A 20,161-nucleotide genomic window follows, 5' to 3' on the forward strand; every position below is an offset into this window, starting at 1 on the left:
AGATGGCATTGCAATCCCTTGACATCCAACGTGTGTCGGCCACGACGTCGCCGCCGCCGCAGGCGCGCAACCCGCACGCCGGCGACGTGGCCAAGCTGATCGACGTCTCCAAGTGCATCGGCTGCAAGGCCTGCCAGACGGCGTGCATGGAGTGGAACGACCTGCGCCAGGAGCCTGGCCAGACCTACGGCACCTACGACAACCCCACGGACCTGACGCCCAATGCGTGGACGGTGATGCGCTTCACCGAATACGACAACGAGCAGACCGGCAACCTGGAGTGGCTGATCCGCAAGGACGGCTGCATGCACTGCGAGGACCCGGGCTGCCTGAAGGCCTGCCCGTCGCCCGGCGCCATCGTGCAGTACACCAACGGCATCGTGGACTTCCACGAGGAGCACTGCATCGGCTGCGGCTACTGCGTGACCGGTTGCCCGTTCAACGTGCCGCGCATCTCGCAGAAGGACAACAAGGCGTACAAGTGCACCCTGTGCTCGGACCGCGTGGCGGTGGGTCAGGAGCCGGCGTGCGTCAAGACCTGTCCCACGGGCGCCATCGTCTTCGGCACCAAGCAGGCGATGAAGGACCACGCGGCCGAGCGCATCGTGGACCTGAAGGAGCGCGGCTACCAGAACGCTGGCCTGTACGACCCGGCCGGTGTGGGCGGCACGCACGTCATGTACGTGCTGCACCACGCCGATAAGCCGTCGCTGTACCAAGGCCTGCCGGACGCGCCGCGCATCAGCCCGATGGTCAGCCTGTGGAAGGGCGCGTCCAAGCCGCTGGCCATGCTCGCCCTGGGCGCGGCCGCGCTGGGCAGCCTGTTCCACTTCGTCGCCAAGGGCCCCAACGAGGTCTCCAAGGAACTGGAGGACGAGATGGAGCGCCAGGACCGTGAGGCGGAAGCCGCCGCGAAGGAGACCCTGCCATGAGACGAAACCCGCGCGACCTGCCGCGCTACACCGCCGGCGAGCGGCTGAACCACTGGATCACCGGCATCTGCTTCATCCTGCTGGCGCTGTCGGGCCTGGCGTTCTTCCACCCAGCGTTCTACCCGCTGGTGCAGTTCTTCGGCGGCGGCCCCTGGGCGCGCATCCTGCACCCCTACATCGGGGTGGTGATGTTCGTGTTCTTCCTGGGCATGGTCATCCGCTTCGCCGGGCTGAACCTGATCGAGCGGCGTGACGTGGAGTGGCTGAAGAACGTCGGGCAGATGATCGACGGCGACGACCACAACATGCCCGAGCAGGGCAAGTACAACGGCGGCCAGAAGCTGGTCTTCTGGGGCTTCCTGCTGTGCATGCTGCTGCTGCTGGTCAGCGGCGTGGCCATGTGGCGCGCCTGGTGGACGCTGCCGGTGAACACCGTGCGGCTGGCCTCGGTGGTGCATGCGCTGATGGCCGTCATCATGCTGCTGATCTTCGTGCTGCACGTGTATGCCGCCATCTGGACGCGCGGCACCATCCGCGCCATGCTGTACGGCACCGTGACCCGCGCCTGGGCCAAGCAGCACCACCGCGGCTGGTACCGCAAGATGACCGGAGACAATCGTTGACCACCCCCGAGGCGCCTCGCGGCGCCTCCCCCTCGAGGGGGCGACGCCAGTGGACAGGCAGAGCCTGATCCACGGCGTCTGCTGGCCCGGCCAGCGCCCTGAATTGGGGGCGGCGCCCAGTTGCCGCAATACCGGGGCGTAAGCCCGGCATAGGGTCCAGCCCTTATCCTCGCCGCCGCCGGCTGCTACAGCCGACCGGCGGCGGTTTCATTTCTGGAGTTGTCCATCACCATGCAACGCATCCTTCAACCCGGCGACATCGAGGCCCTGGACCGCACCAGCCCGACGCGCGTGCGCCTGCCGCAACCGGCCAGCCTGTTCGCCGACCGCGCCGCGCGCCTGGCGCAGAAAGCCGTGGACAACCCCATCGGCGAATACCTGCAGTTCCTGTCGAACCTGGCGCGCGCGCAGCACAAGGCCGCGGCCAGTGTGCAGACCGCCGCGCCCGACGCCGCCGCCATGGCCCAGGCGCAGCAGCACTCCATGCCGCTGCTGCCCGCCGCCGGCCACGTCGATCCGGCCTGGCACGGCGTGCTGGACCAGCTGCTGGACGCCGCGCAGGCCGCGCCCGGCCTGCCCGAGGCGCTGGCGCCAGTCATCGCCCGGCTGCGCGCGTTGCCGCAGGACGAGCGTGACACCCTGGCGCGGCGCGTGCTGGTCGGCCTGCTGTCCGAGCCCGAGGACCTGGCCGCCGCGCCGCTGGTGATGGCCGCGCTGCAGGTGGTCTTCGCGGACCGGGCCAGCCGGCTGAAAGCTTCCGACATCCCCTACACCGACCCGGCCACCGTCTGCCCGGTGTGCGGCACGGCGCCGGTGGCCAGCGTGCTGCGCATCGGCGGCCAGTCGGCCGGACTGCGCTACCTGCACTGCGGCACCTGCGCCACCGAGTGGCACATGGTGCGCGTCAAGTGCAGCCACTGTGAGTCGACGCGTGGCATCCACTACCAGGGCATGGAGCAGCAGCAACCCGCGGCGCAGGCGCAGGCGGCGCCCACCAGCGGCGCGCAGGCCGACCAGGTGGTGCTGGCCGAGACCTGCGACACCTGCCACACCTACCGCAAACTGGTGAACCAGGAAAAGGACCCGCTGGCCGAACCCCTGGCCGACGACCTGGCCACGCTGCTGCTGGACCTGCTGATGGGCGAAACCGACTTCGCCCGCGCCAGCCTGAACCCGCTGCTGCCGATGGCCGACGCCGACCCCGGCGTGCCGGCATGACGGCTGCGCCGGCCGCCGCGCCCCGCCCGCCCGCCGCGCGCCTGCCCGGCGTGGACCGGGTGCTGTCCACCGATGCAGCCCGCGCCCTGGCGGCCGAGCACGGCGCCAGCGCCACCACCGCCGCCGTGCGCGCGGCGATCGACACGCTGCGCCCGGCGGCACTGGCCGGCGAACTGCCGCGCGAGGCGCTGGCGCCCGAAGCCGTGGCCGAGCGCGCGCGCACGCAGTTGGCCGCACGCCTGGCGCCGCGCCTGGTGGGCGTGTTCAACCTGACCGGCACGGTGCTGCACACCAACCTGGGCCGCGCGCTGCTGCCCGATGCCGCCGTGCAGTCGGTGCTGCGCGCGCTGACCCAGCCGGCGAACCTGGAATACGACCTGGCCAGCGGCGGGCGCGGCGACCGCGACGATCTGGTCGAGGGCCTGCTGTGCGAGCTGACCGGCGCCGAAGCCGCCACGGTGGTGAACAACAACGCCGCCGCCGTGCTGCTGACGCTGAACGCCCTGGCCGCGCGCCGCGAGGTCATCGTCTCGCGCGGCGAGCTGGTGGAGATCGGCGGATCGTTCCGCATCCCGGACGTGATGACGCGCGCCGGCGCCAAGCTGGTCGAGGTCGGCACCACCAACCGCACGCACGCGCACGACTACCAAGGCGCCATCGGCGCGCGCACCGCCCTGCTGATGAAGGTGCACTGCAGCAACTACGCCGTCACCGGCTTCACCAAGAGCGTGCCCGAGGCCGAAGTGGCACAGGTGGCCCACGCCGCCGGCCTGCCGCTGGTGGTGGACTTAGGGTCCGGCACGCTGGTCGACCTGGGCCAGTGGGGCCTGCCGCACGAGCCCACGGTGCGCGACGTGGTCACCGCCGGCGCCGACCTGGTGACGTTCAGCGGCGACAAGCTGCTCGGCGGCCCGCAGGCCGGCCTGATCGTTGGCCGCAAGGACCTGATCGCCCGGATCAAGAAAAACCCGCTCAAGCGCGCGCTGCGCGTCGGCAAGCTGACCCTGGCGGCGCTGGAGCCCGTGCTGCGCCTGTACCTGGCGCCCGAGCATCTGCCCGAGCGCCTGACCACGCTGCGCCTGCTGACCCGCGCGCAGCCCGAGATGCAGGCGCTGGCGGCGCGGCTGCAGGCGCCGCTGCAGGCCGCGGTGGGCATCGGCTGGGGTGTGCGCGCCGCGCCCTGCTTCAGCCAGATCGGCAGCGGCGCACTGCCGGGCGGCACGCTGCCCAGCTGGGCGCTGGCGCTGCAGCCTGTCTCGCCCAAGGGCGCCGGCCGCGCTCTGGGCCGGCTGGAAGCGGCCCTGCGCGCCCTGCCCCGCCCGGTCATCGGCCGCATCGAGGCCGGTGCACTGTGGCTCGACCTGCGCTGCCTGCAGGAGCACGAGGTGGCTGGGTTCGAAGCCCAGCTCCCGCGGCTGACCGAGGCGCTGGCACAGGCCTGAATTTCAAGAAAAACGGCCTCCAGCCCATATTCCATATAGACCTCCAGCTATCAAAACGAAAGCATTGACGGCACCATGATCATCGGCACCGCCGGCCACATCGACCACGGCAAGACCACGCTGGTGCGCGCCCTTACCGGCGTCGAGACCGACCGCCTGCCCGAGGAAAAGCGCCGCGGCATCTCCATCGAGCTGGGCTACGCCTACCTGCACGCGGACGGCGCCTCGGTCGGCTTCGTCGACGTGCCCGGGCACGAGCGCCTGCTGCACACCATGCTGGCCGGCAGCACCGGCGTGCGCCACGCGCTGCTGGTCGTCGCCGCCGACGACGGCGTCATGCCGCAGACGCGCGAGCACCTGGCGGTGCTGGCGCTGCTGGGCGTGGCGCAGGCCAGCGTGGCCATCACCAAGATCGACCGGCTGGAGCCCGCCGCCCGCGCCGCGCGCCTGGCCCAGGTGCATGCCGAGGTGCGCGCGCTGCTGGCGCCCACGCCGCTGGCCGGCGCGCCGCTGTTCGACGTATCCGCCGCCAGCGGCGACGGCATCGATGCCCTGCGCGCGCACCTGCTGGCGGCAGCGCGGATGCAGGACGGCAGCCCCGATGCCAGCGCTGTTGCCCACGCAGGCCTGGACGCTGCCGACAGCAGCGCCGGCCAGGCCCTGCGCCTGCCCATCGACCGCGCCTTCACCCTGGCTGGCGTCGGCACCGTCGTCACCGGCACCATCGCCAGCGGCCGGGTGCGGGTCGGCGACGAGCTGGCACTCGCCCCCGGCAGCGGCGGCGCGGCGCGGCGCGTGCGCGTGCGCGGCATCCATGCCCAGGGCCAGCCGGCGCAGGCCGGGCACGCCGGCCAGCGCTGCGCCCTGGCCCTGGCCGGCGTGGCCCGGGACGAGGTGCAGCGCGGCGACTGGGCCTGCGCGCCGGCGCTGGCGCTGGCCACCACCCGTATCGACGTGCAGTGCAGCCTGTGGCCGGACGAGGAGCGCGCGCTGCGCTCGGGCACGCCCGTGCACGTGCACCTGGGCACGGCCGACGTGGTCGGCTCCATCGTGCTGCTCGACCGCGACCTGCTGGAGCCCGGCGCCAGCGCCCTGGCGCAGCTGGTGCTGCACGCGCCGATCTCCGCCTGGCACGGCGACCGCGGCGTGCTGCGCGACGCCTCGGCCACGCGCACCACTGCCGGCGTGCGCGTGCTCGACCCGTTCGCGCCGCAGCGCTGGAGGAAGACGCCCGAGCGCCTGGCACAGCTGGCGGCCCAGGCGCTGCCGCATCGCGCCGGGCGCCTGGCGCAGCTGCTGCAGCATGCCCCCATGGGCCTGGACTGCGTGCAGGCGGCGCGCGCCGAGGGCCTGGACGGCCCGGCGCATCTGCCCTTGCCGCCCGACGCCATCCTGCTGGACGGCGGCGCCCTGGCGCTGGCGCCCGCCGCGCTGCAGGGCCTGGCCACCCTGGCGCTGGGCGCGCTGCAGGCTTTCCACACCGCCAGCCCCGACGAGATCGGCCCCGACGCACGGCGCCTGAAGCGCCTGGCCGCGCCGCGCGCCGGCGACGTGCTGTGGCAGCACTTGGTGCAGCACCTGCTGGACAGCGGCGCCATCGCACGCACCGGGCACTGGCTGCACCTGCCCGGCCACGCCGCGCGCCTGAGCGCCGCCGAGGAGCAGCTGGCCCAGCGCCTGCGCCCGCCGCTGCTGGCGGGCAACTTTGACCCGCCCTGGGTGCGCACCCTGGCCGCCGACCTGGCCGTGCCCGAAGCCCTGGTGCGTCAGACCCTGGCCAGCCTGGCGCGGCGCGGCGAGGCATTCCAGGTGGTCAAGGATCTGTACTACCCAACGGCTACACTCGAGCGCCTGGCGGCCATCGCCCGCGGCTGCGAGGCGCAAGGCGACGGGCTGAATGCCGCGGCCTTCCGCGACGCCACCGGCCTGGGCCGCAAGCGCGCCATCCAGCTGCTGGAATTTTTCAACCGCGTGGGCTTCACGCGCCGCGTGAAGGACGCGCACCTGCTGCGGCCCGGCACCGCGCTGTTCGCCGGGGTAGGCGGCTGACGCTTTTTTTGCCGACGAGGAAGGGAAACGCCCCTGGTGGGGCGCCCGGGCTTCAAACCCGGTGGGTTGCGCCACGCGCGGCCGGAAGGTTCGACTCCTTCTCCTTTCCGCCAAATATCAGTGTTTTACGGCTCTAGCCCTTGTAGATAAAGGGCTGTCAGCTACTTTTTCTATAGCAAAACCGCGCCGTGCTCAGGCTGTCGGCGCGTACCAGGCCACGCCGGCCTGGTCCACGCGGCGGCGCACCTGGCCCTGCACTTGCAGGTAGTACAGGCAGGCCAGCGCCTCGCCGGTCGCCAGGCCGAATTGGCTGGAATCCTCCGGCCCGATGGCACGGCCGAACAGCGCCTCGAAACTGTCCACCACGCGCAGCGGCGCCTCCGCCAGCCGCTCCTGCAGCCGCTGCAGCGCGCGCGTTTGGCTGTCCCGCAGCTGCGCCAGGCGCGCATGCAAGCCGTAGAAGGGCTCGTTGTGCGCCGGCAGCACCAGCGCGCTGTCCGGCACCTCGCGCGCCATCGCCTCCAGCGCGTCGAACCAGTCCTGCAGCGGGTTCGCGTCGGGCTCGGTCGGATACACCGAGACGTTGGACGAAATGCGCGGCAGCACCTGGTCGCCGGCGATCAGCACGCCCAGGTCGGCGCAGTACAGGCTGGCGTGCTCGGGCGAATGCCCGGCGGTGGCGATGACGCGCCAGTCATGCGCGCCCCAGCGCAGCACCTGCCCGCCCGCCAGGCGCCGGTAGCTGTCGGGCAGCGCATGGATGAAACGGCCGAAGCCGCCGAAGCGGCTGCGGTAGGTCTCCAGCGCCGCCGCGGGCCAGCCGGCCTGGTGGTAGAAGCGCACCGCCTCGGGCGGCGCCTCGCGGCTGGTGTCGGCGTGCAGTACGCGGCAGGTCAGGTACTCGACGCGGCTCATCCACAGCGGCACGCCCGCGCGGCGCGCGAACCAGCCGGCCAGGCCGACATGGTCCGGGTGCATGTGCGTGGCCACCACGCCGTGCAGCGGCCGCGCCAGCGGCCCGCTGGCCAGCAACGCCTGCCATTCGGCCACGGTCTGCGGGCTGTTCAGCCCGGTGTCCACCAGCACCCAGCCGTCGCCATCGTCGATGGCCCAGACGTTGATGTGGTCGAGCTTGAAGGGCAGCGGCAGGCGGATCCAGCGCACGCCGGGGGCGACCTCGATGCTGCTGCGGGGTTCGGGGGGCTGGAAGGGGTAGCGCAAGGCGGTGTCGTGGGAAGGCATGGGGACAGGACTGGCGTGACCGCCGGGCAAAGACACTGATTGTGAAACGCCGCGGCTGACTGCGCTGGCGCCAGGGCGACGGGCTGGAGTTCGCCACCCAAAGGCGCCCCAACTCGGCAGCGCGGATCAGTCGGCTGGTGTGCCGCCCGTCAGCGCCAGCATCCAGCGCCCCTGCGCCTCGTCCTGCCATACCCGCACCCCGGCCACGCCATGCGCGGCGCGCAGCAGCACGCTGGCACTCACCCCCAGCTGCTTGACCAGGCGCGGCAGCGGCGCGCCGGCGGGGTCGGCGGCGGCCAGCGCCTGCAGCAGCGCGCGCGCCAGCGCCTCGGCTGCCGGCGTTGCGCCGGGGGGCGTCATGCCGCCGGCGCGTCCGGCCGGTGCGGCACCAGCACCACCGGGATGGACTTGGAGGTCGGCGTGCCCGCGCCCTCGGCCACCGACCACAGCGGCACCAGCGGATTCACCTCGGGGTAGTAGGCCGCCAGGCTGCCGCGCGCGATGTCGAAGGCCACCAACGTGAAGCCGCGCACGCAGCGTTCGTGGCCGGCGTCCTGCTCCTGCGGCCAGACGGCGTGGAGGTCCACCCGCTCGCCCGCGCGCAGGCCCAGCGCGCGCAGGTCTTCGGGGTGGATGAACACCACGTCGCGCTGCCCGCGCACGCCGCGGTAGCGGTCGTTCAGGCCGTAGATGGTGGTGTTGTACTGGTCGTGCGAGCGCGTGGACAGCAGCGTGAAGACCTGCTGCGCCGCTTCCCGGGCGCGCGCCGCGTGGATGGCCGTGGGCAGCGGCAGCGCGTGCGACGCGAACCGCGCCCGGCCCGACGGCGTGGCCCAGACGCGCTCGCTGGCCGTGTTGCGCAGCCGAAAGCCCCCCGGCACGGCCACGCGGGCGTTGAAGTCGTGGAAATCCGGGAAGACCTTTTCGATCTCGTCGCGGATGCGCGCGTAGTCCTCGACCAGCCAGGCCCAGGGCACGGCCGAGCGCGCGCCCAGCGTGGCTGCGGCAAGCCGCGCGACGATGGCCGGTTCGGACAGCAGGTGCGCCGACGCCGGCGGGTTCATGCCGGTGCTGATGTGCACCATGCTCATCGAGTCCTCCACCGTCACGCCCTGCGGGCCGCCGGCCTGGCGGTCCACCTCGGTGCGGCCCAGGCAGGGCAGGATCAGCGCCTCGCGCCCATGCACCAGGTGGCTGCGGTTGAGCTTGGTGGTGACATGCACCGTTAGGCCGCACTGGCGCAGGCCGTGCCAGGTCTCGTGCGTGTCCGGCGTGGCGGCGGCGAAGTTGCCGCCCAGCGCGAAAAACACCTGGCAGCGCCCCTCGGCCATCTGCCGGATGGCGCCCACCGTGTCCACGCCATGCGCGCGCGGCGGCGCGAAGCCGTAGACCTGCTGCAGCCGGTCGAGCAGCGCCGGCGGCGGCGCCTCCCAGATGCCCATGGTGCGGTCGCCCTGCACGTTGCTGTGCCCGCGCACCGGGCACGGCCCGGCGCCCTCGCGGCCGATGTGGCCGCGCAGCAGCAGCAGGTTGAGAATGGCCTCGATGGTCGCCACCGCGTGCTGGTGCTGGGTGATGCCCATGCCCCAGCAGGCAATCACCCGCTCGGCGCCCAGGTACACGTCGCCGGCGGCGCGCAGCTGCGCCTCGGTCAGGCCCGACTCTTCCTTCAGCAGCGCCCAGGGCGTGTCGGCCAGCTGCTGGCGCAGCGCGTCCAGCCCCAGCGTGTGCTGGGTGATGAACGCCTCGTCCAGCACGCCGCCGCGCGCATCGTGCGCCTCCAGCACGTGCTTGGTCATGGCCGTCACCGCCGCCAGGTCGCCGCCCACGCGCGGCTGGAAGTAGTGCGTGCTGATGGGCGTGGAGCCCAGCGTGGCCATCTCCCGCTTGTCCTGCGGGTCGGCGAAGCGCTCCAGCCCGCGCTCGCGCAGCGGGTTGAAGCTGACGATGCGCGCGCCGCGCCGGTGCGCCGCGCGCAGCTCGCCCAGCATGCGCGGGTGGTTGGTACCGGGGTTCTGCCCGAAGATGAAGATGGCGTCGGCGCGTTCGAAATCCTGCAGGGTCACGGTGCCCTTGCCCACACCGATCTGCCCGCGCATGGCGGTGCCGCTGGGCTCGTGGCACATGTTCGAGCAGTCGGGGAAATTGTTGGTGCCGAACTGGCGCACGAACAGCTGGTACAGGAAAGCCGCCTCGTTGCTGGTGCGCCCCGAGGTGTAGAAGATCGCCTGGTTCGGGTCCGGCAGCGCGTTCAGGTGCTGGACGACAAGAGCGAAGGCCGCGTCCCATTCGATGGGCACATAACGGTCGCTGGCGGCGTCGTAGCGCATGGGGTGCGTCAGGCGGCCCTGCTCTTCCAGCCAATGGTCGCTGCGCGCCGCCAGCTGGGCTACCGTGTGGCGCGCGAAGAATTCCGGCGTGGCGCGCCGCGCCGTGGCCTCGGCGGCCACGGCCTTGGCGCCGTTCTCGCAGAACTCGAAGGTCGAATGGTGGTTGCGGTCCGGCCAGGCGCAGCCGGGGCAGTCGAAGCCGTCCGGCTGGTTGGCGTGCAACAGAGTTTTCGCACCCTTGAGCGGGATCTGGTGGTGCAGCAGCGCGTCCTTGACGCTGTTCAAGGCGCCCCAGCCGCCGGCCGGGCCGTCGTACAGGGTGATCCTGGCTTCTTCTTCACGTGACATGGCGCGATCTTGCGCGCGTGGCGCGTGGTGTCAATGCCGGGGCGGCAGTCCGAATGCGCCCCGGCAGCCGGCCGGGCGCGGCGCCGTCCGACTGCAACTGCTGCCTGCGGTGCCTACAACCGGGGTTGGCACATACAGGCGGGACTGCCCCGCCCACACCGCTTGGAGGACACCGACCATGGCCCACATTCCTGACACCCCGATCAAGCCCGACGACCCGGCCACCATCCAGCCGCGCAAGGTACCCGCGGTGGTGGACATGCGCCGCGCCATCTGGATCATCATCGTGGCCATCGCCGTGTCGCTGGTAGTTGCCGGCCTGGTGCGGCTGCTGGCGCCGACGCAAGACCCGTACCTGCCCGAAAGCCGCAGCGCGACGGGTGCCGAGGCGCCGGCAATTACGGTGCCGCCGGCGCGCTGATTGACCTTCAGGTCTTCTTGCTGATGGTGATGGTCGGGAACTTCGCGGAGAAGTCCTTGGACTGCTGCGCCACTTTCACCGCCACCTTGCGCGCGATGTCGCGGTACAGGGCGGCGATGTCGCCCTCGGGCTCGGCCGCCACCGTCGGCTGGCCGCTGTCGGCGTGCTCGCGGATCGACAGGGTCAGCGGCAGAGCGCCCAAGTAGTCCATGCCCAGCTCGGCCGCCATGCGCTTGCCGCCCTCGGCGCCGAAGATGTGTTCGGCGTGGCCGCAATTGCTGCACACGTGCACGGCCATGTTCTCCACCAGACCCAGGATGGGCACGCTCACCTTCTGGAACATGGTGATGCCCTTCCTGGCATCGATCAGCGCAATGTCCTGCGGCGTGGTGACGATGACCGCGCCGGTCAGTGGCACCTTCTGCGCCATGGTCAGCTGGATGTCGCCGGTGCCGGGCGGCATGTCCACCACCAGATAGTCCAGATCGTCCCAGCGGGTCTGCATGATGAGCTGCTCCAGCGCCTGGCTGGCCATGGGCCCGCGCCAGATCATGGCCTGGGCGTCGTCGACCAGGAAGCCAATGGAGTTGATCTGCAGCCCCATGGCGTGCTTGGGCTCCATCAGCTTGCCGTCCAGGCTCTCGGGCTTGCCTGACGTGCGCGTCATGGTCGGCATGCTGGGGCCGTAGATGTCGGCGTCCAGCAGGCCGACGCGCGCGCCCTCGGCGCTCAGGGCCAGCGCCAGGTTCACGGCGGTGGTGCTCTTGCCGACGCCGCCCTTGCCCGAGGCGACGGCGATGATGTTCTTCACGCCCGGCAGCAGCTGGATGCCGCGCTGCACGGCGTGGGCAATGACGCGGGTAGTGACGTTGACCGAGACGTTGTCCACGCCCGGCAGCGCGCGCGCGGCGGCGATGAATTCGCTGCGCAGCTGGGGGATCAGGCTCTTGGCCGGGTAGCCCAGCTCGACGTCGAAGGCGACGTCGCCGCCTTCGACTTGCACGTTGCGCACGGCGCGGGTGCTGACGAAATCCTGGCCGGTGTGGGGGTCGCGGACGCTGGCGAGGGCTGCCAGCAAGGCCTGTTCGGTGATGGGCATGTCGATGGGAATGCGTGGGTCGCGTGACGGGTTGGGAAGTGCGGCGAGTCTAGCCAAGGGGGCTTGCCACTCCCGGCGCTGGGCCTATGTGCCAGGCCCGCGGCGCAGCTGCCGGACCACGCTGCGCAGCATGCCGGCGAACGCCGCGCCCCAGGCGAGCAGCGCCACCACAAAAAACAGCCGCGGCAGCGCATGCAGGAAGCCAAAGGCCATGGCCCGGTCCATCTGCCAAGTGGCGGCGGCGTACATGCCAAGCGGAAACACCGCGCCCCAGTACAGCGGGTCGTAGGCCAGCGGAAAGCGCCGCACCACGTGCCGCCACAGCCCGAGCAGTACCAGCATCGGAATCCACCAGGTGCCGGCGGCCCAGTAGAACACGGTGAAGCCCTTGAGGAACGGCAGCAGCGAGACCAGGAACGGTGCGTGCGGCGCGTTCTGGATCAGCAGCGAGCCGGCCAGGGTGGAGATCGCCATGGCGCCCATGTTGATCCAGTACGGCGGCGACAGGTCGCCCGGCGAAAACGGGAAGAACAGGTAGCGGTAGAAGATCAGCGCCATCATCCAGATGTAGAGCATGCCGCCCCACAGCCACATCGACAGCGCCAGCAGGTTCAGCTCCAGACGCAGCGGCTGGCCGATGCGCGCCGCCAGCAGCGCGCTGGACACCGCCAGCGCCTGCGTGGAGACCACCGCCAGCAGCCAGGCGCCGCTGATGCCCCGGTCCAGCGCCGGCTTGGCGCGGCGGATGGTGAAGGCGGTGAAGAGGGTGTAGGTCAGCACCAGCCATAGCAGTGCAGTCAGCGCCCACAGTGCGCCGCCCAGCGTCACGCTGCCCAGCAGCACCAGGCACTGGCTGGCCAGCACGCCGGTGCCCGCCACCACGGTGAAGTAGCCCATGCCCCGGCCGTGGTCCACCAGATCGCCGAAGAACTGCTTTGGGTGGCGCCAGGCGCGCAGCAGGTACAGCACCCACAGCAGGCCGTACTGCAGCGCGTTCAGCGCCAGCAGCGCGCGCGCCAGGACTGGCCAGCCCTGCATGTCGGCGCAGAGCGAGACGATGCCGGTGGCCATGACCAAGCCAAAGTAGGCGGGCGAGAGCTGTTCCAGCCAGACGCCGCTGCCGCGCACCCGTGTGTCGTCGGGTTGGTCGCCACTATGGTGAATAGTCATTCAATTTACAGAAAAACCTACCAAGAGCTATATTTTATCCAATTGCCAATTATTTAATTTCGGGCGCCTGCTTCTAATTTAATAAAGTAAACAGCAAAAAACAGCACCAGCAAAAACCTCTACTCTACTACACGGAAAATCTAATCCAACTGCACACTTTCAAAAGGAATTTTTCTTGACAATACCATCACCACGGCAGCATCAACATCATTTAAAGAGGACTTTTTATTTCTATCACCTCTCAGAGAGATATTTTCAGACCACAAATAATCCCTGAGCGCCTCGACCTTAATTGCAAAATTAACATTTTGAGGAAAACTCCCAGTCTCGCGAACGTATTTCTCAATATCCGCCGATGCAACAATCACTCCAACTACAATTCCCGCCTCATTTACCAGCGGACCTCCGGAATTTCCACCCTGTACGGGTGCAGAAATTTGCATCCAATGATCTCCGCTCTCTGGGCCAGATAAACTATTTATAATCCCATCCGTTATTTTTGATTCTAAGCCGTGAACCGCAGCAGCAGGATACCCAATCGCATAAACTCTCTGGCCCTTTTCCACAATTTTCGGGACACCTACGGTTAAATACGGGAAAATCCCTTTAATTTTAAGTAATGCAAGATCATATTTTTCTGAAGCCCCTATAACTTCTGCTTGGTGAATTTTCCCAGATCTCTCTCTGATCATAAAATATGATTTATTGAGAACTACATGTGCGTTAGTTATTATATGGCCCGACTTAGATACAAAAAAGCCACTTCCTGATGAAATAGCTTTTTGCTCCTTCTCTTGTGCAGCAAGTCTTTCCAGTTCTTTAGTAATTCTTGCCTTTTCCTCCATAGCTTTCTTTTTCTCTATTTCTAACAACTGCATTTGTCGCCGTTGTTGCTCTTCAAGACGCCTTTGTTGCTCATACTGCCGCCTTTGCATCTCAAATTGCTTTTCTCGTAACTCCATTTCTCTTCTGCGCGTTTCTTCTTCCTGAGCACGCTGATACATTTCAGCACCCATTCGGTAAGCATCCATGTTGACTTGGAAGGCAAAAGAAGAAAGAGAGACGGAAAAAAGGATAAATGATATAACTTTCTTTCTCATCTCTATCCTCATTAAATATATGTTACAAGGAAAAAATATACCAATCAAATGATAGTTAGATTTTATTTAAATAAGACTATGCATACAACGATAAACTTGGATAACCATCGTAGAGTCTCCCCACCACCTTCGCATACTCAAACCCTTCGCGCGCGAACACCGCCAACACCTCGCCTGCCGCCTCGGGAGCGCAGGCCACCAGTAGGCCGCCCGAGGTCTGCGGGTCGCAGGCCAGCGCCTGCGCGGTGGCGGGCAGGCCCGGCGCCAGGCGCACCTGCGCGCCGTAGCCGGCCCAGTTGCGCGCGCTAGCGCCGGTGACCAAGCCCTCGCCCGCCATCTTCGCCACGCCCGGCAGCAGCGGCACGCTGGCCCAGTCGATGTGCGCAGCCAGCTGCGCGCCGCGCGCCATCTCCAGCGCATGGCCGGCCAAGCCAAAACCCGTCACGTCGGTGATGGCGTGCACGCCGGGCAGTTCGGCCAGCAGCGGGCCGGGGGTGTTCAGGCGCGTGGTGGTGGCGATCATTTCGCGGTAGTGCGCGTCCTGCAGCTGCTCTTTCTTCAGCGCCGCGGAGTACACGCCCACGCCCAGCGGCTTGCCTAGGATCAGCACGTCGCCCGGCCGGGCGCCGGCATTGCGGCGCACGCGATCCGGGTGCACCAGGCCCATCGCCACCAGGCCGTAGATCGGCTCGACCGAGTCGATGGTGTGCCCGCCCGCCACCGGAATGCCGGCGGAGCGGCACACGTCCTGACCGCCGCGCAGGATGGCGCCGATGACCTCCAGCGGCAGTTGGGCCACCGGCATGGCCACCAGCGCCAGGGCCATGATGGGTTTGCCGCCCATGGCGTACACGTCGGAGAGCGCGTTGGTCGCGGCGATGCGGCCGAACTCGTACGGGTCGTCCACGATGGGCATGAAGAAGTCGGTTGTGGCCACCAGCGCCTGCTCGTCGTTCAGCCGGTAGACGGCGGCGTCGTCGGCCGTCTCCAGGCCGACCAGCAGGTCGGGCGGCACCACGCCGGCAGCGCCCGACTGCGCCAGGATCTGCGACAACACACCCGGGGCGATCTTGCAGCCGCAGCCGCCGCCGTGCGACAGCGAGGTGAGGCGAGGAGAAACGGCGGCGGCAGGGGCAACGGACGGGGCGGGCTGGGTCGTCATGGCGGGCAAAAGGCGGGAAGCGACAGGGGGCGGCGCCGCCGCGGATGGGCGGACGGCCGGGCGGTGGAGGACAATTCCGGGCCCCGGCCGTGCCTGGCACGTCGGGGCCTCAGCGCCTGAATGTACCGCCCCGCTGCACCGCGCCCGCCCTGCGCCGGCGCGCTTTTTGCCCCACCGCCTGTCACCTGCCTCCTGCCCGTGTCCTCTCGCCACTCCCCCATCCGCCCCGACGACCGCGACGGCTTCGACGCCATCATCGACGCGCGGTCACCCGCCGAATTCGCCGAGGACCATATCCCCGGCGCCATCAATCTGCCGGTACTGCAGGATGACGAACGCGCGCGGGTCGGCACCATCTACGTGCAGCACAGCGCCTTCGAGGCGCGGCGCGTGGGCGGCGGCCTGGTGGCGGCCAACCTGGCACGGCACCTGGCCGGGCCACTGGCGGACAAGCCAGCCGGCTGGCGCCCGCTGGTGTACTGCTGGCGCGGCGGCATGCGCAGCGGCTCGATGGTGCAGTGGCTGCGCCTGGTAGGGTGGGACGCGCAGCAGCTGTCGGGCGGCTACAAGGCCTTCCGGCGCCACGTCATCGCGCAGATCGAGGCGCTGGTGCCGCAGCTGGACCTGCGCGTACTGGTCGGCGCCACCGGCAGTGCCAAGACGCGCGTGCTGCAGGCACTGCAGGATCAGGGCGCGCAGGTGCTCGACCTGGAGGGGCTGGCGCGGCACAAGGGCTCACTGCTGGGCGCGCTCCCCGGCGTGGCGCAGCCCTCGCAGAAGCACTTCGAGACCCAGTTGGCCACCGCTTTGGAGGCGTTCGATCTGCAGCAACCGGTGTACGTCGAGGGCGAGAGCGCGCGTATCGGCCGCGTCAGCCTGCCGGTGGTGCTGGTGCAGCGCCTGCGCGCCGCGCGCTGCATCGAGCTCGACGCCACGCCCGAGGAGCGCCTGGCCTTTTTGCTGCGCGACTACGCCTACCTGGGCGACGACCCCGAGGCGCTGGCCCAGCGCCTGAGCCAGCTGACCGAGCTGCACGGCCGCCAGGTCATCGCCCGCTGGCAGGACTGGGCGCGCGCCGGCCAGCTGCCCGAGCTGTTCGACGAGCTGATGCGGCTGCACTACGACCCGCACTACGGCCGTTCGCAGGCACGCAACTTTGTGCACTGGGACGGGCGCCCGCGCGTGGCCGCGCCGGATCTGTCCCTGGCTGGCGTGCAGGCGCTGGCACGGACGGTGCGCGCGCTGGAGTAAGCCCCTGGGGCAGTCGATACTCCTTTTTTGATAGCTACAGGCCCATTCTCCATATGGGCCAGAGCCACTTTTGGCTTGATTTTCGCTGGGAAAAGCCGTTCAGGCACCGTCCGGCGGCGCGGCCAGGGCCGCATGCCAGTCGGCGTACGGCGTGTTGCGTACCAGCCGGCGGTTGAAGTCCGGCGCGCCGTCGTCCCACCACACCGGGCCGCGCTCGCCCAGGGCGCGCTTGGCCGCGTCCACCTGCCGGCGGGCGGCGGCGCGCGTCTCTGGCGGGGCGCTGCCGCGCAGGGCGCGGCGCGCGTCCATCAGCTGCGCCACCAGCGCCGCGCGCTCCTCGGGCGCGAGGGCCGGATTGCTGGCGCGCCACAGGCGGCCGCGCACCACCAAGTAGCGCCCGTCGGGCGTGCGCAGCGGCGCCGCCTCGTGCGTCAACGGCCCGTCCCGCCCTGCGCCGGCGCGCGCAGCCACCACAGCGCGGCGAAGGCCGCCAGCCCCACGCCGCCGGACAGCGCCAGCGCGCCACGCCCCCAATGCTGCAGCGCCAGCCCGAACAGCCAGGGCGCCAGCGCCTGGGCGATGCGCGCCGGCACCATCAGCAGGCCCTGGCGCTGGCCGTAGCCCTGCGGCCCGAACAGCACCAGCGGCAGCGTGCCCTTGGCGATGGTCAGGATGCCGTTGCCCGCGCCATGCAGCACGCCGAACAGCGCCGCCGCCGGCGCGCCCGCCAGGGCCAGCGCCAGCGCGCCCAGCGGGTGCAGCGCCGCCGCCAGCCGCGCCGACAGCAGCGGGTGCACGCGGCGCAGCACGCCGAACTCCAGCAGCCGCGCGCCCACCTGGGCGGGGCCGATCAGCGCACCGATGGCCACCGCCCCCGCCAGCGACATGCCCAGCGCCTGCAGCAGCGCCGGCAGGTGCGCCGCCATGGCGGTGCTGATGAACCAGGTGGCGGCGAAGACGAAGGACAGCAGCGCGGTGGTGCGCAGGCCCGGCGGCGCGGCTGGCGCCGCCCCGGGCGCGCCCGGGGCATCGGCCGCCGGCGCCAGGCGCGCCACGCGCGGCAGCGCCGCGTTCAGCGGCAGGCCCAGCAGCAGGTGCAACGCGGCCCAGGCCAAGCAGGCGCCGCGCCAGCCCCAGCGCGCCTCCAGCCACGCCGACAGCGGCCAGCCGACGGTACTGGCAAAGCCCGCGATCAGCGTGATGCCGGTGATGCCGCCGCGCGACTGCGTGCCGTGCAGGCGCACCAGCGCGGCGAACGCTGCCTCGTACAGTCCGCTGCCCATGCCCACGCCCAGCAGCATCCAGGCGGCGAACAGCGCCGGCACGCCGGGCGCCAGCGCCAGCCCCGCCAGGCCGGCGGCGAAGACCAGGCTGCTGGCCATCAGCACCGGGCGCCCGCCATGGCGGTCGATGGCTGCGCCCGCGTGCGGGCCCAGCAGCGCCGCCACCACCAGCGCCACCGAGAACGCCGCGAACACCGTCGCCGGCGCCACGCCCAGCGCGCGCGCCATGGGCGCGGCCAGCACCGCCGGCAGGTAGTAGGTGGACGCCCAGGCCAGCGTCTGCGCCGTGCCCAGGGTGACGACGGTGCGGATGCGCGGCGGATGGTTCATGGAAGAAAAACGGCGTGGCCATGGTGCCCGGCGGCCCGGCCGGGCGCGCGCGCCGCTACAGTGCGGGCGGCGCCGGCCCGCGGCCGGCGGCACCATGGGCGGCATTCTTGCCGCATTTCCCGCCGGGCGCATGGGCGCGTCTGGCCTTTCCACACTCCAAGGTTGACGCTTTCGTGAAATTCAAGATGGCCCCGAATTCGGGCTTCGCCGTGCTGCTGCGCTCGCCGTGGTGGATCAGCTTCGCCTTGGCCGGCGCGATCGTGGCGGCCTGCGCGGCGCTGCTGCCGCGCCACCTGGTGCCGTTCGCCGCCGCCGGCGCGCTGCCGCTCTGCGTCATCGGCTGCATCGCGGCCTGGCGCCAGGCGCGCGCACCCAGCCGCGCCCGCGTCGAGGCGGCGCGCGCGGCCGCGCTGGCGCTGCCCTGGCGCGATTTGCGCGCCCTGTTCGAACGCGCCTGGCAGGCCGAGGGCCATACCGTGCAGGCGCTGCCGGACGGCGGCGCGGCCGACCTGCTGGTGCAGCGCGGCGACGCCCATGCCGCCAGCGTGCAGACCGTGCTGGTGGCGGCACGCCGCGCCAAGGCGGCGCGCCACGGCACCGAGCCGCTGCGCGCGCTGCACGCCGAGGTGCAGCGCCGCGGCGCGCAGGCCGGCAGCTACGTGGTGCTGCAGGGCGAGGTGAGCGAGGCCGCGCGCGCCTTCGCGCGCGAGCACGGCATCGCGCTGCTGGAAGGCGCGGCGCTGGACACGCTGCTGCTGCAGGGCCAGCGCTGAACGCTGCGCGCCGGCCCGGCCGCCACCCCGGGCTTGCACCTGCTGGCGGCGCACCGAGCGCGGCACCACAATGCGGCGGTCGCCACTGCCCGCCCCTGCACCGTGCCCCCTGATGCCTGCGCCGCTTCCGCCCCCCGCCCGCTTGTAGGCTTGGTGCTGACCGGCGGCGGTGCCCGCGCGGCCTACCAGGTCGGCGTGCTGCAGACCCTGGCGCAGCTGCACCGGCGCAGCGGCGCGGCGCGCCATTCCAATCCGTTTCCCATCCTGGCCGGCACCTCGGCCGGGGCCATCACCGCCGCCGCCCTGGCCTGCCAGGCCGACGACTTCGACCATGCCGTGCGGCGCATCGCCCGCGTCTGGCAATCGCTGCACGCGCGCCACGTGTACCGGGCCGACGCCATCAGCGCGCTGCGCAGCGGGGCGCGCTGGCTGACGCTGCTGTCGCTGGGCTGGGCCATGGCCCGCTGGCACCGCACGCGGCCGCGCTCGCTGCTCGACCACGCGCCGCTGGCCGCGCTGCTGCGGCGCACGGTCCCGCTGCAGCGGCTGCCGCAGCTGTTCGAGCAGGGGCACCTGCAGGGCCTGGCGGTCACCGCCTCCAGCTACACCACCGGCGAGCACGTTACCTTCTTCGACAGCGGCGCCCCGGTGCCGGCGTGGCGCCGCTCGCAGCGGCGTGCCGAGCGCGAGCGCATCACGCACCAGCACCTGCTGGCGTCGTCGGCGATTCCGTTCGTGTTCCCGGCGACGCTGCTGGAGCACGGCGAGCGGCGCGAGTACTTCGGCGATGGCGCCATGCGCCAGACGGCGCCGCTGTCGCCGGCCATCCACCTGGGTGCCGAGCGGCTGCTGGTGGTCGGCGCGCACCACATGCCGCCGCCGCGCCAGGGCCCGCCGGCGGCCGGCGCAGCGCACTACCCCAGCCTGGCGCAGATGGCCGGGCACGCGCTGTCCAGCATCTTCCTGGACGCGCTGCCGGGCGACGTGGAGCGGCTGGAGCGCATCAACACCACGCTGGCGCTGCTGCCGCAGCCGGCGCTGGCGCGCTATGGCCTGCGGCCGCTGCGCTGCGTGCTCATCACTCCCAGCCAGCCGCTGGACGCGTTGGCGCTGCGCCACCTGCGCGTGCTGCCGCCGGCGGTGCGCGCGTTGCTGGGCGCGCTGGGCCTGCATGCGGGCAGCGCCGACCCGCGCAATGCCGAGCTGGCTAGCTACCTGCTGTTCGAGCCGGAATACACCCGCGCGCTGATGGCCCTGGGCCGCGCCGACGCGCTGGCGCGCGCGGACGAGCTGTGCGCGCTGCTGGACTGGCCGGCGCCCGGCGCCGCGCCGGGGAATGCCGCGCCGCCGCCCTGAACGGCAGGCCGCGTCCCTAGAATGGCGGGTTG

General features: G+C 70.7%; 18 protein-coding genes and 1 tRNA gene. 10 read left to right on the forward strand and 9 right to left on the reverse strand.

Features of this window, described 5'->3' with window-relative positions:
• Positions 1-2 precede the first annotated feature (2 nt).
• The 6 genes from fdxH to BLQ61_RS06600 all read left to right on the forward strand — a co-directional run bounded on the left by fdxH (position 3) and on the right by BLQ61_RS06600 (position 6,377).
• Positions 3-932 carry a formate dehydrogenase subunit beta gene (fdxH, locus tag BLQ61_RS06575; RefSeq protein WP_091568094.1) on the forward strand — a complete coding sequence of 310 codons (930 nt, stop codon included), beginning with the start codon at positions 3-5 and terminating at the stop codon, positions 930-932.
• Positions 929-1,555: a formate dehydrogenase subunit gamma gene (locus BLQ61_RS06580; RefSeq protein WP_091568097.1), complete on the forward strand. Its 627-nt coding sequence runs from the start codon at positions 929-931 to the stop codon at positions 1,553-1,555. The genes fdxH and BLQ61_RS06580 overlap by 4 nt, the downstream gene beginning before the upstream one ends.
• A gap of 231 nt (positions 1,556-1,786) precedes the next feature.
• Positions 1,787-2,773, forward strand: coding sequence for a formate dehydrogenase accessory protein FdhE (gene fdhE, locus BLQ61_RS06585; RefSeq protein ID WP_091568611.1), 987 nt, complete (start codon positions 1,787-1,789; stop codon positions 2,771-2,773).
• Complete coding sequence (gene selA, locus BLQ61_RS06590; RefSeq protein WP_091568099.1) at positions 2,770-4,215, forward strand: L-seryl-tRNA(Sec) selenium transferase; 1,446 nt, start codon at positions 2,770-2,772, stop codon at positions 4,213-4,215. The genes fdhE and selA overlap by 4 nt, the downstream gene beginning before the upstream one ends.
• A 75-nt stretch (positions 4,216-4,290) precedes the next feature.
• Positions 4,291-6,264 (forward strand): selenocysteine-specific translation elongation factor, encoded by a 1,974-nt coding sequence (gene selB, locus BLQ61_RS06595; RefSeq protein WP_091568102.1) that lies wholly within the window; start codon positions 4,291-4,293, stop codon positions 6,262-6,264.
• An 18-nt stretch (positions 6,265-6,282) separates the two neighbouring features.
• A tRNA-Sec gene (locus BLQ61_RS06600) sits at positions 6,283-6,377 on the forward strand.
• A gap of 79 nt (positions 6,378-6,456) precedes the next feature.
• On the opposite strand, the gene BLQ61_RS06605 is transcribed toward BLQ61_RS06600, so the two are convergent.
• From BLQ61_RS06605 to BLQ61_RS06615, 3 genes are all read right to left on the reverse strand, one after another.
• The gene (locus tag BLQ61_RS06605; protein WP_091568105.1) at positions 6,457-7,506 is read right to left on the reverse strand and encodes an MBL fold metallo-hydrolase; all 1,050 of its coding nucleotides are present in this window, start codon (positions 7,504-7,506) and stop codon (positions 6,457-6,459) included.
• A gap of 126 nt (positions 7,507-7,632) precedes the next feature.
• On the reverse strand, positions 7,633-7,866 hold the full coding sequence (locus tag BLQ61_RS06610; protein WP_091568108.1) for a hypothetical protein: 234 nt from the start codon (positions 7,864-7,866) through the stop codon (positions 7,633-7,635).
• A complete protein-coding gene (locus BLQ61_RS06615) occupies positions 7,863-10,184 on the reverse strand; it encodes an FdhF/YdeP family oxidoreductase (RefSeq protein ID WP_091568110.1) in 2,322 nt (773 codons plus the stop codon). Before BLQ61_RS06615 ends, BLQ61_RS06610 begins: the two co-directional genes overlap by 4 nt.
• A 178-nt stretch (positions 10,185-10,362) precedes the next feature.
• Here BLQ61_RS06615 and BLQ61_RS06620 point away from each other — a divergent pair, with 178 nt between their 5' ends.
• The gene (locus BLQ61_RS06620) at positions 10,363-10,605 is read left to right on the forward strand and encodes a hypothetical protein (protein WP_091568113.1); all 243 of its coding nucleotides are present in this window, start codon (positions 10,363-10,365) and stop codon (positions 10,603-10,605) included.
• 7 nt (positions 10,606-10,612) lie between these two features.
• On the opposite strand, the gene apbC is transcribed toward BLQ61_RS06620, so the two are convergent.
• From apbC to selD, 4 genes are all read right to left on the reverse strand, one after another.
• Complete coding sequence (gene apbC / locus BLQ61_RS06625; protein WP_091568115.1) at positions 10,613-11,704, reverse strand: iron-sulfur cluster carrier protein ApbC; 1,092 nt, start codon at positions 11,702-11,704, stop codon at positions 10,613-10,615.
• Positions 11,705-11,788: 84 nt separating this feature from the next.
• Positions 11,789-12,874 (reverse strand): tellurite resistance/C4-dicarboxylate transporter family protein, encoded by a 1,086-nt coding sequence (locus BLQ61_RS06630; RefSeq protein ID WP_091568118.1) that lies wholly within the window; start codon positions 12,872-12,874, stop codon positions 11,789-11,791.
• A 140-nt stretch (positions 12,875-13,014) separates the two neighbouring features.
• Positions 13,015-13,974: a S1C family serine protease gene (locus tag BLQ61_RS06635; protein WP_175488230.1), complete on the reverse strand. Its 960-nt coding sequence runs from the start codon at positions 13,972-13,974 to the stop codon at positions 13,015-13,017.
• A gap of 76 nt (positions 13,975-14,050) precedes the next feature.
• Positions 14,051-15,136: a selenide, water dikinase SelD gene (gene selD / locus BLQ61_RS06640; protein ID WP_091568124.1), complete on the reverse strand. Its 1,086-nt coding sequence runs from the start codon at positions 15,134-15,136 to the stop codon at positions 14,051-14,053.
• Between the two features lie 192 nt (positions 15,137-15,328).
• Between selD and mnmH the strand changes: the two genes are divergently transcribed.
• Positions 15,329-16,387 carry a tRNA 2-selenouridine(34) synthase MnmH gene (gene mnmH / locus BLQ61_RS06645; RefSeq protein ID WP_245703899.1) on the forward strand — a complete coding sequence of 353 codons (1,059 nt, stop codon included), beginning with the start codon at positions 15,329-15,331 and terminating at the stop codon, positions 16,385-16,387.
• 99 nt (positions 16,388-16,486) lie between these two features.
• Here the strand turns inward: mnmH and BLQ61_RS17555 are convergent, their stop codons facing one another.
• Both BLQ61_RS17555 and BLQ61_RS06655 read right to left on the reverse strand, forming a co-directional pair.
• Positions 16,487-16,822: a hypothetical protein gene (locus BLQ61_RS17555; protein WP_091568613.1), complete on the reverse strand. Its 336-nt coding sequence runs from the start codon at positions 16,820-16,822 to the stop codon at positions 16,487-16,489.
• On the reverse strand, positions 16,819-18,000 hold the full coding sequence (locus BLQ61_RS06655; protein WP_091568129.1) for an MFS transporter: 1,182 nt from the start codon (positions 17,998-18,000) through the stop codon (positions 16,819-16,821). Before BLQ61_RS06655 ends, BLQ61_RS17555 begins: the two co-directional genes overlap by 4 nt.
• A gap of 185 nt (positions 18,001-18,185) precedes the next feature.
• Between BLQ61_RS06655 and BLQ61_RS06660 the strand changes: the two genes are divergently transcribed.
• Positions 18,186-18,773, forward strand: coding sequence for a restriction endonuclease (locus BLQ61_RS06660; RefSeq protein WP_091568614.1), 588 nt, complete (start codon positions 18,186-18,188; stop codon positions 18,771-18,773).
• Positions 18,774-18,875: 102 nt separating this feature from the next.
• Entirely contained in the window at positions 18,876-20,129 is a 1,254-nt protein-coding gene (locus tag BLQ61_RS06665; RefSeq protein WP_091568616.1) for a patatin-like phospholipase family protein, read from the forward strand.
• The last annotated feature ends 32 nt before the right edge of the window (positions 20,130-20,161 follow it).

The sequence above is a fragment of the Oryzisolibacter propanilivorax genome (assembly GCF_900103645.1).
Classification (GTDB): Bacteria; Pseudomonadota; Gammaproteobacteria; order Burkholderiales; family Burkholderiaceae_C; genus Melaminivora; species Melaminivora propanilivorax.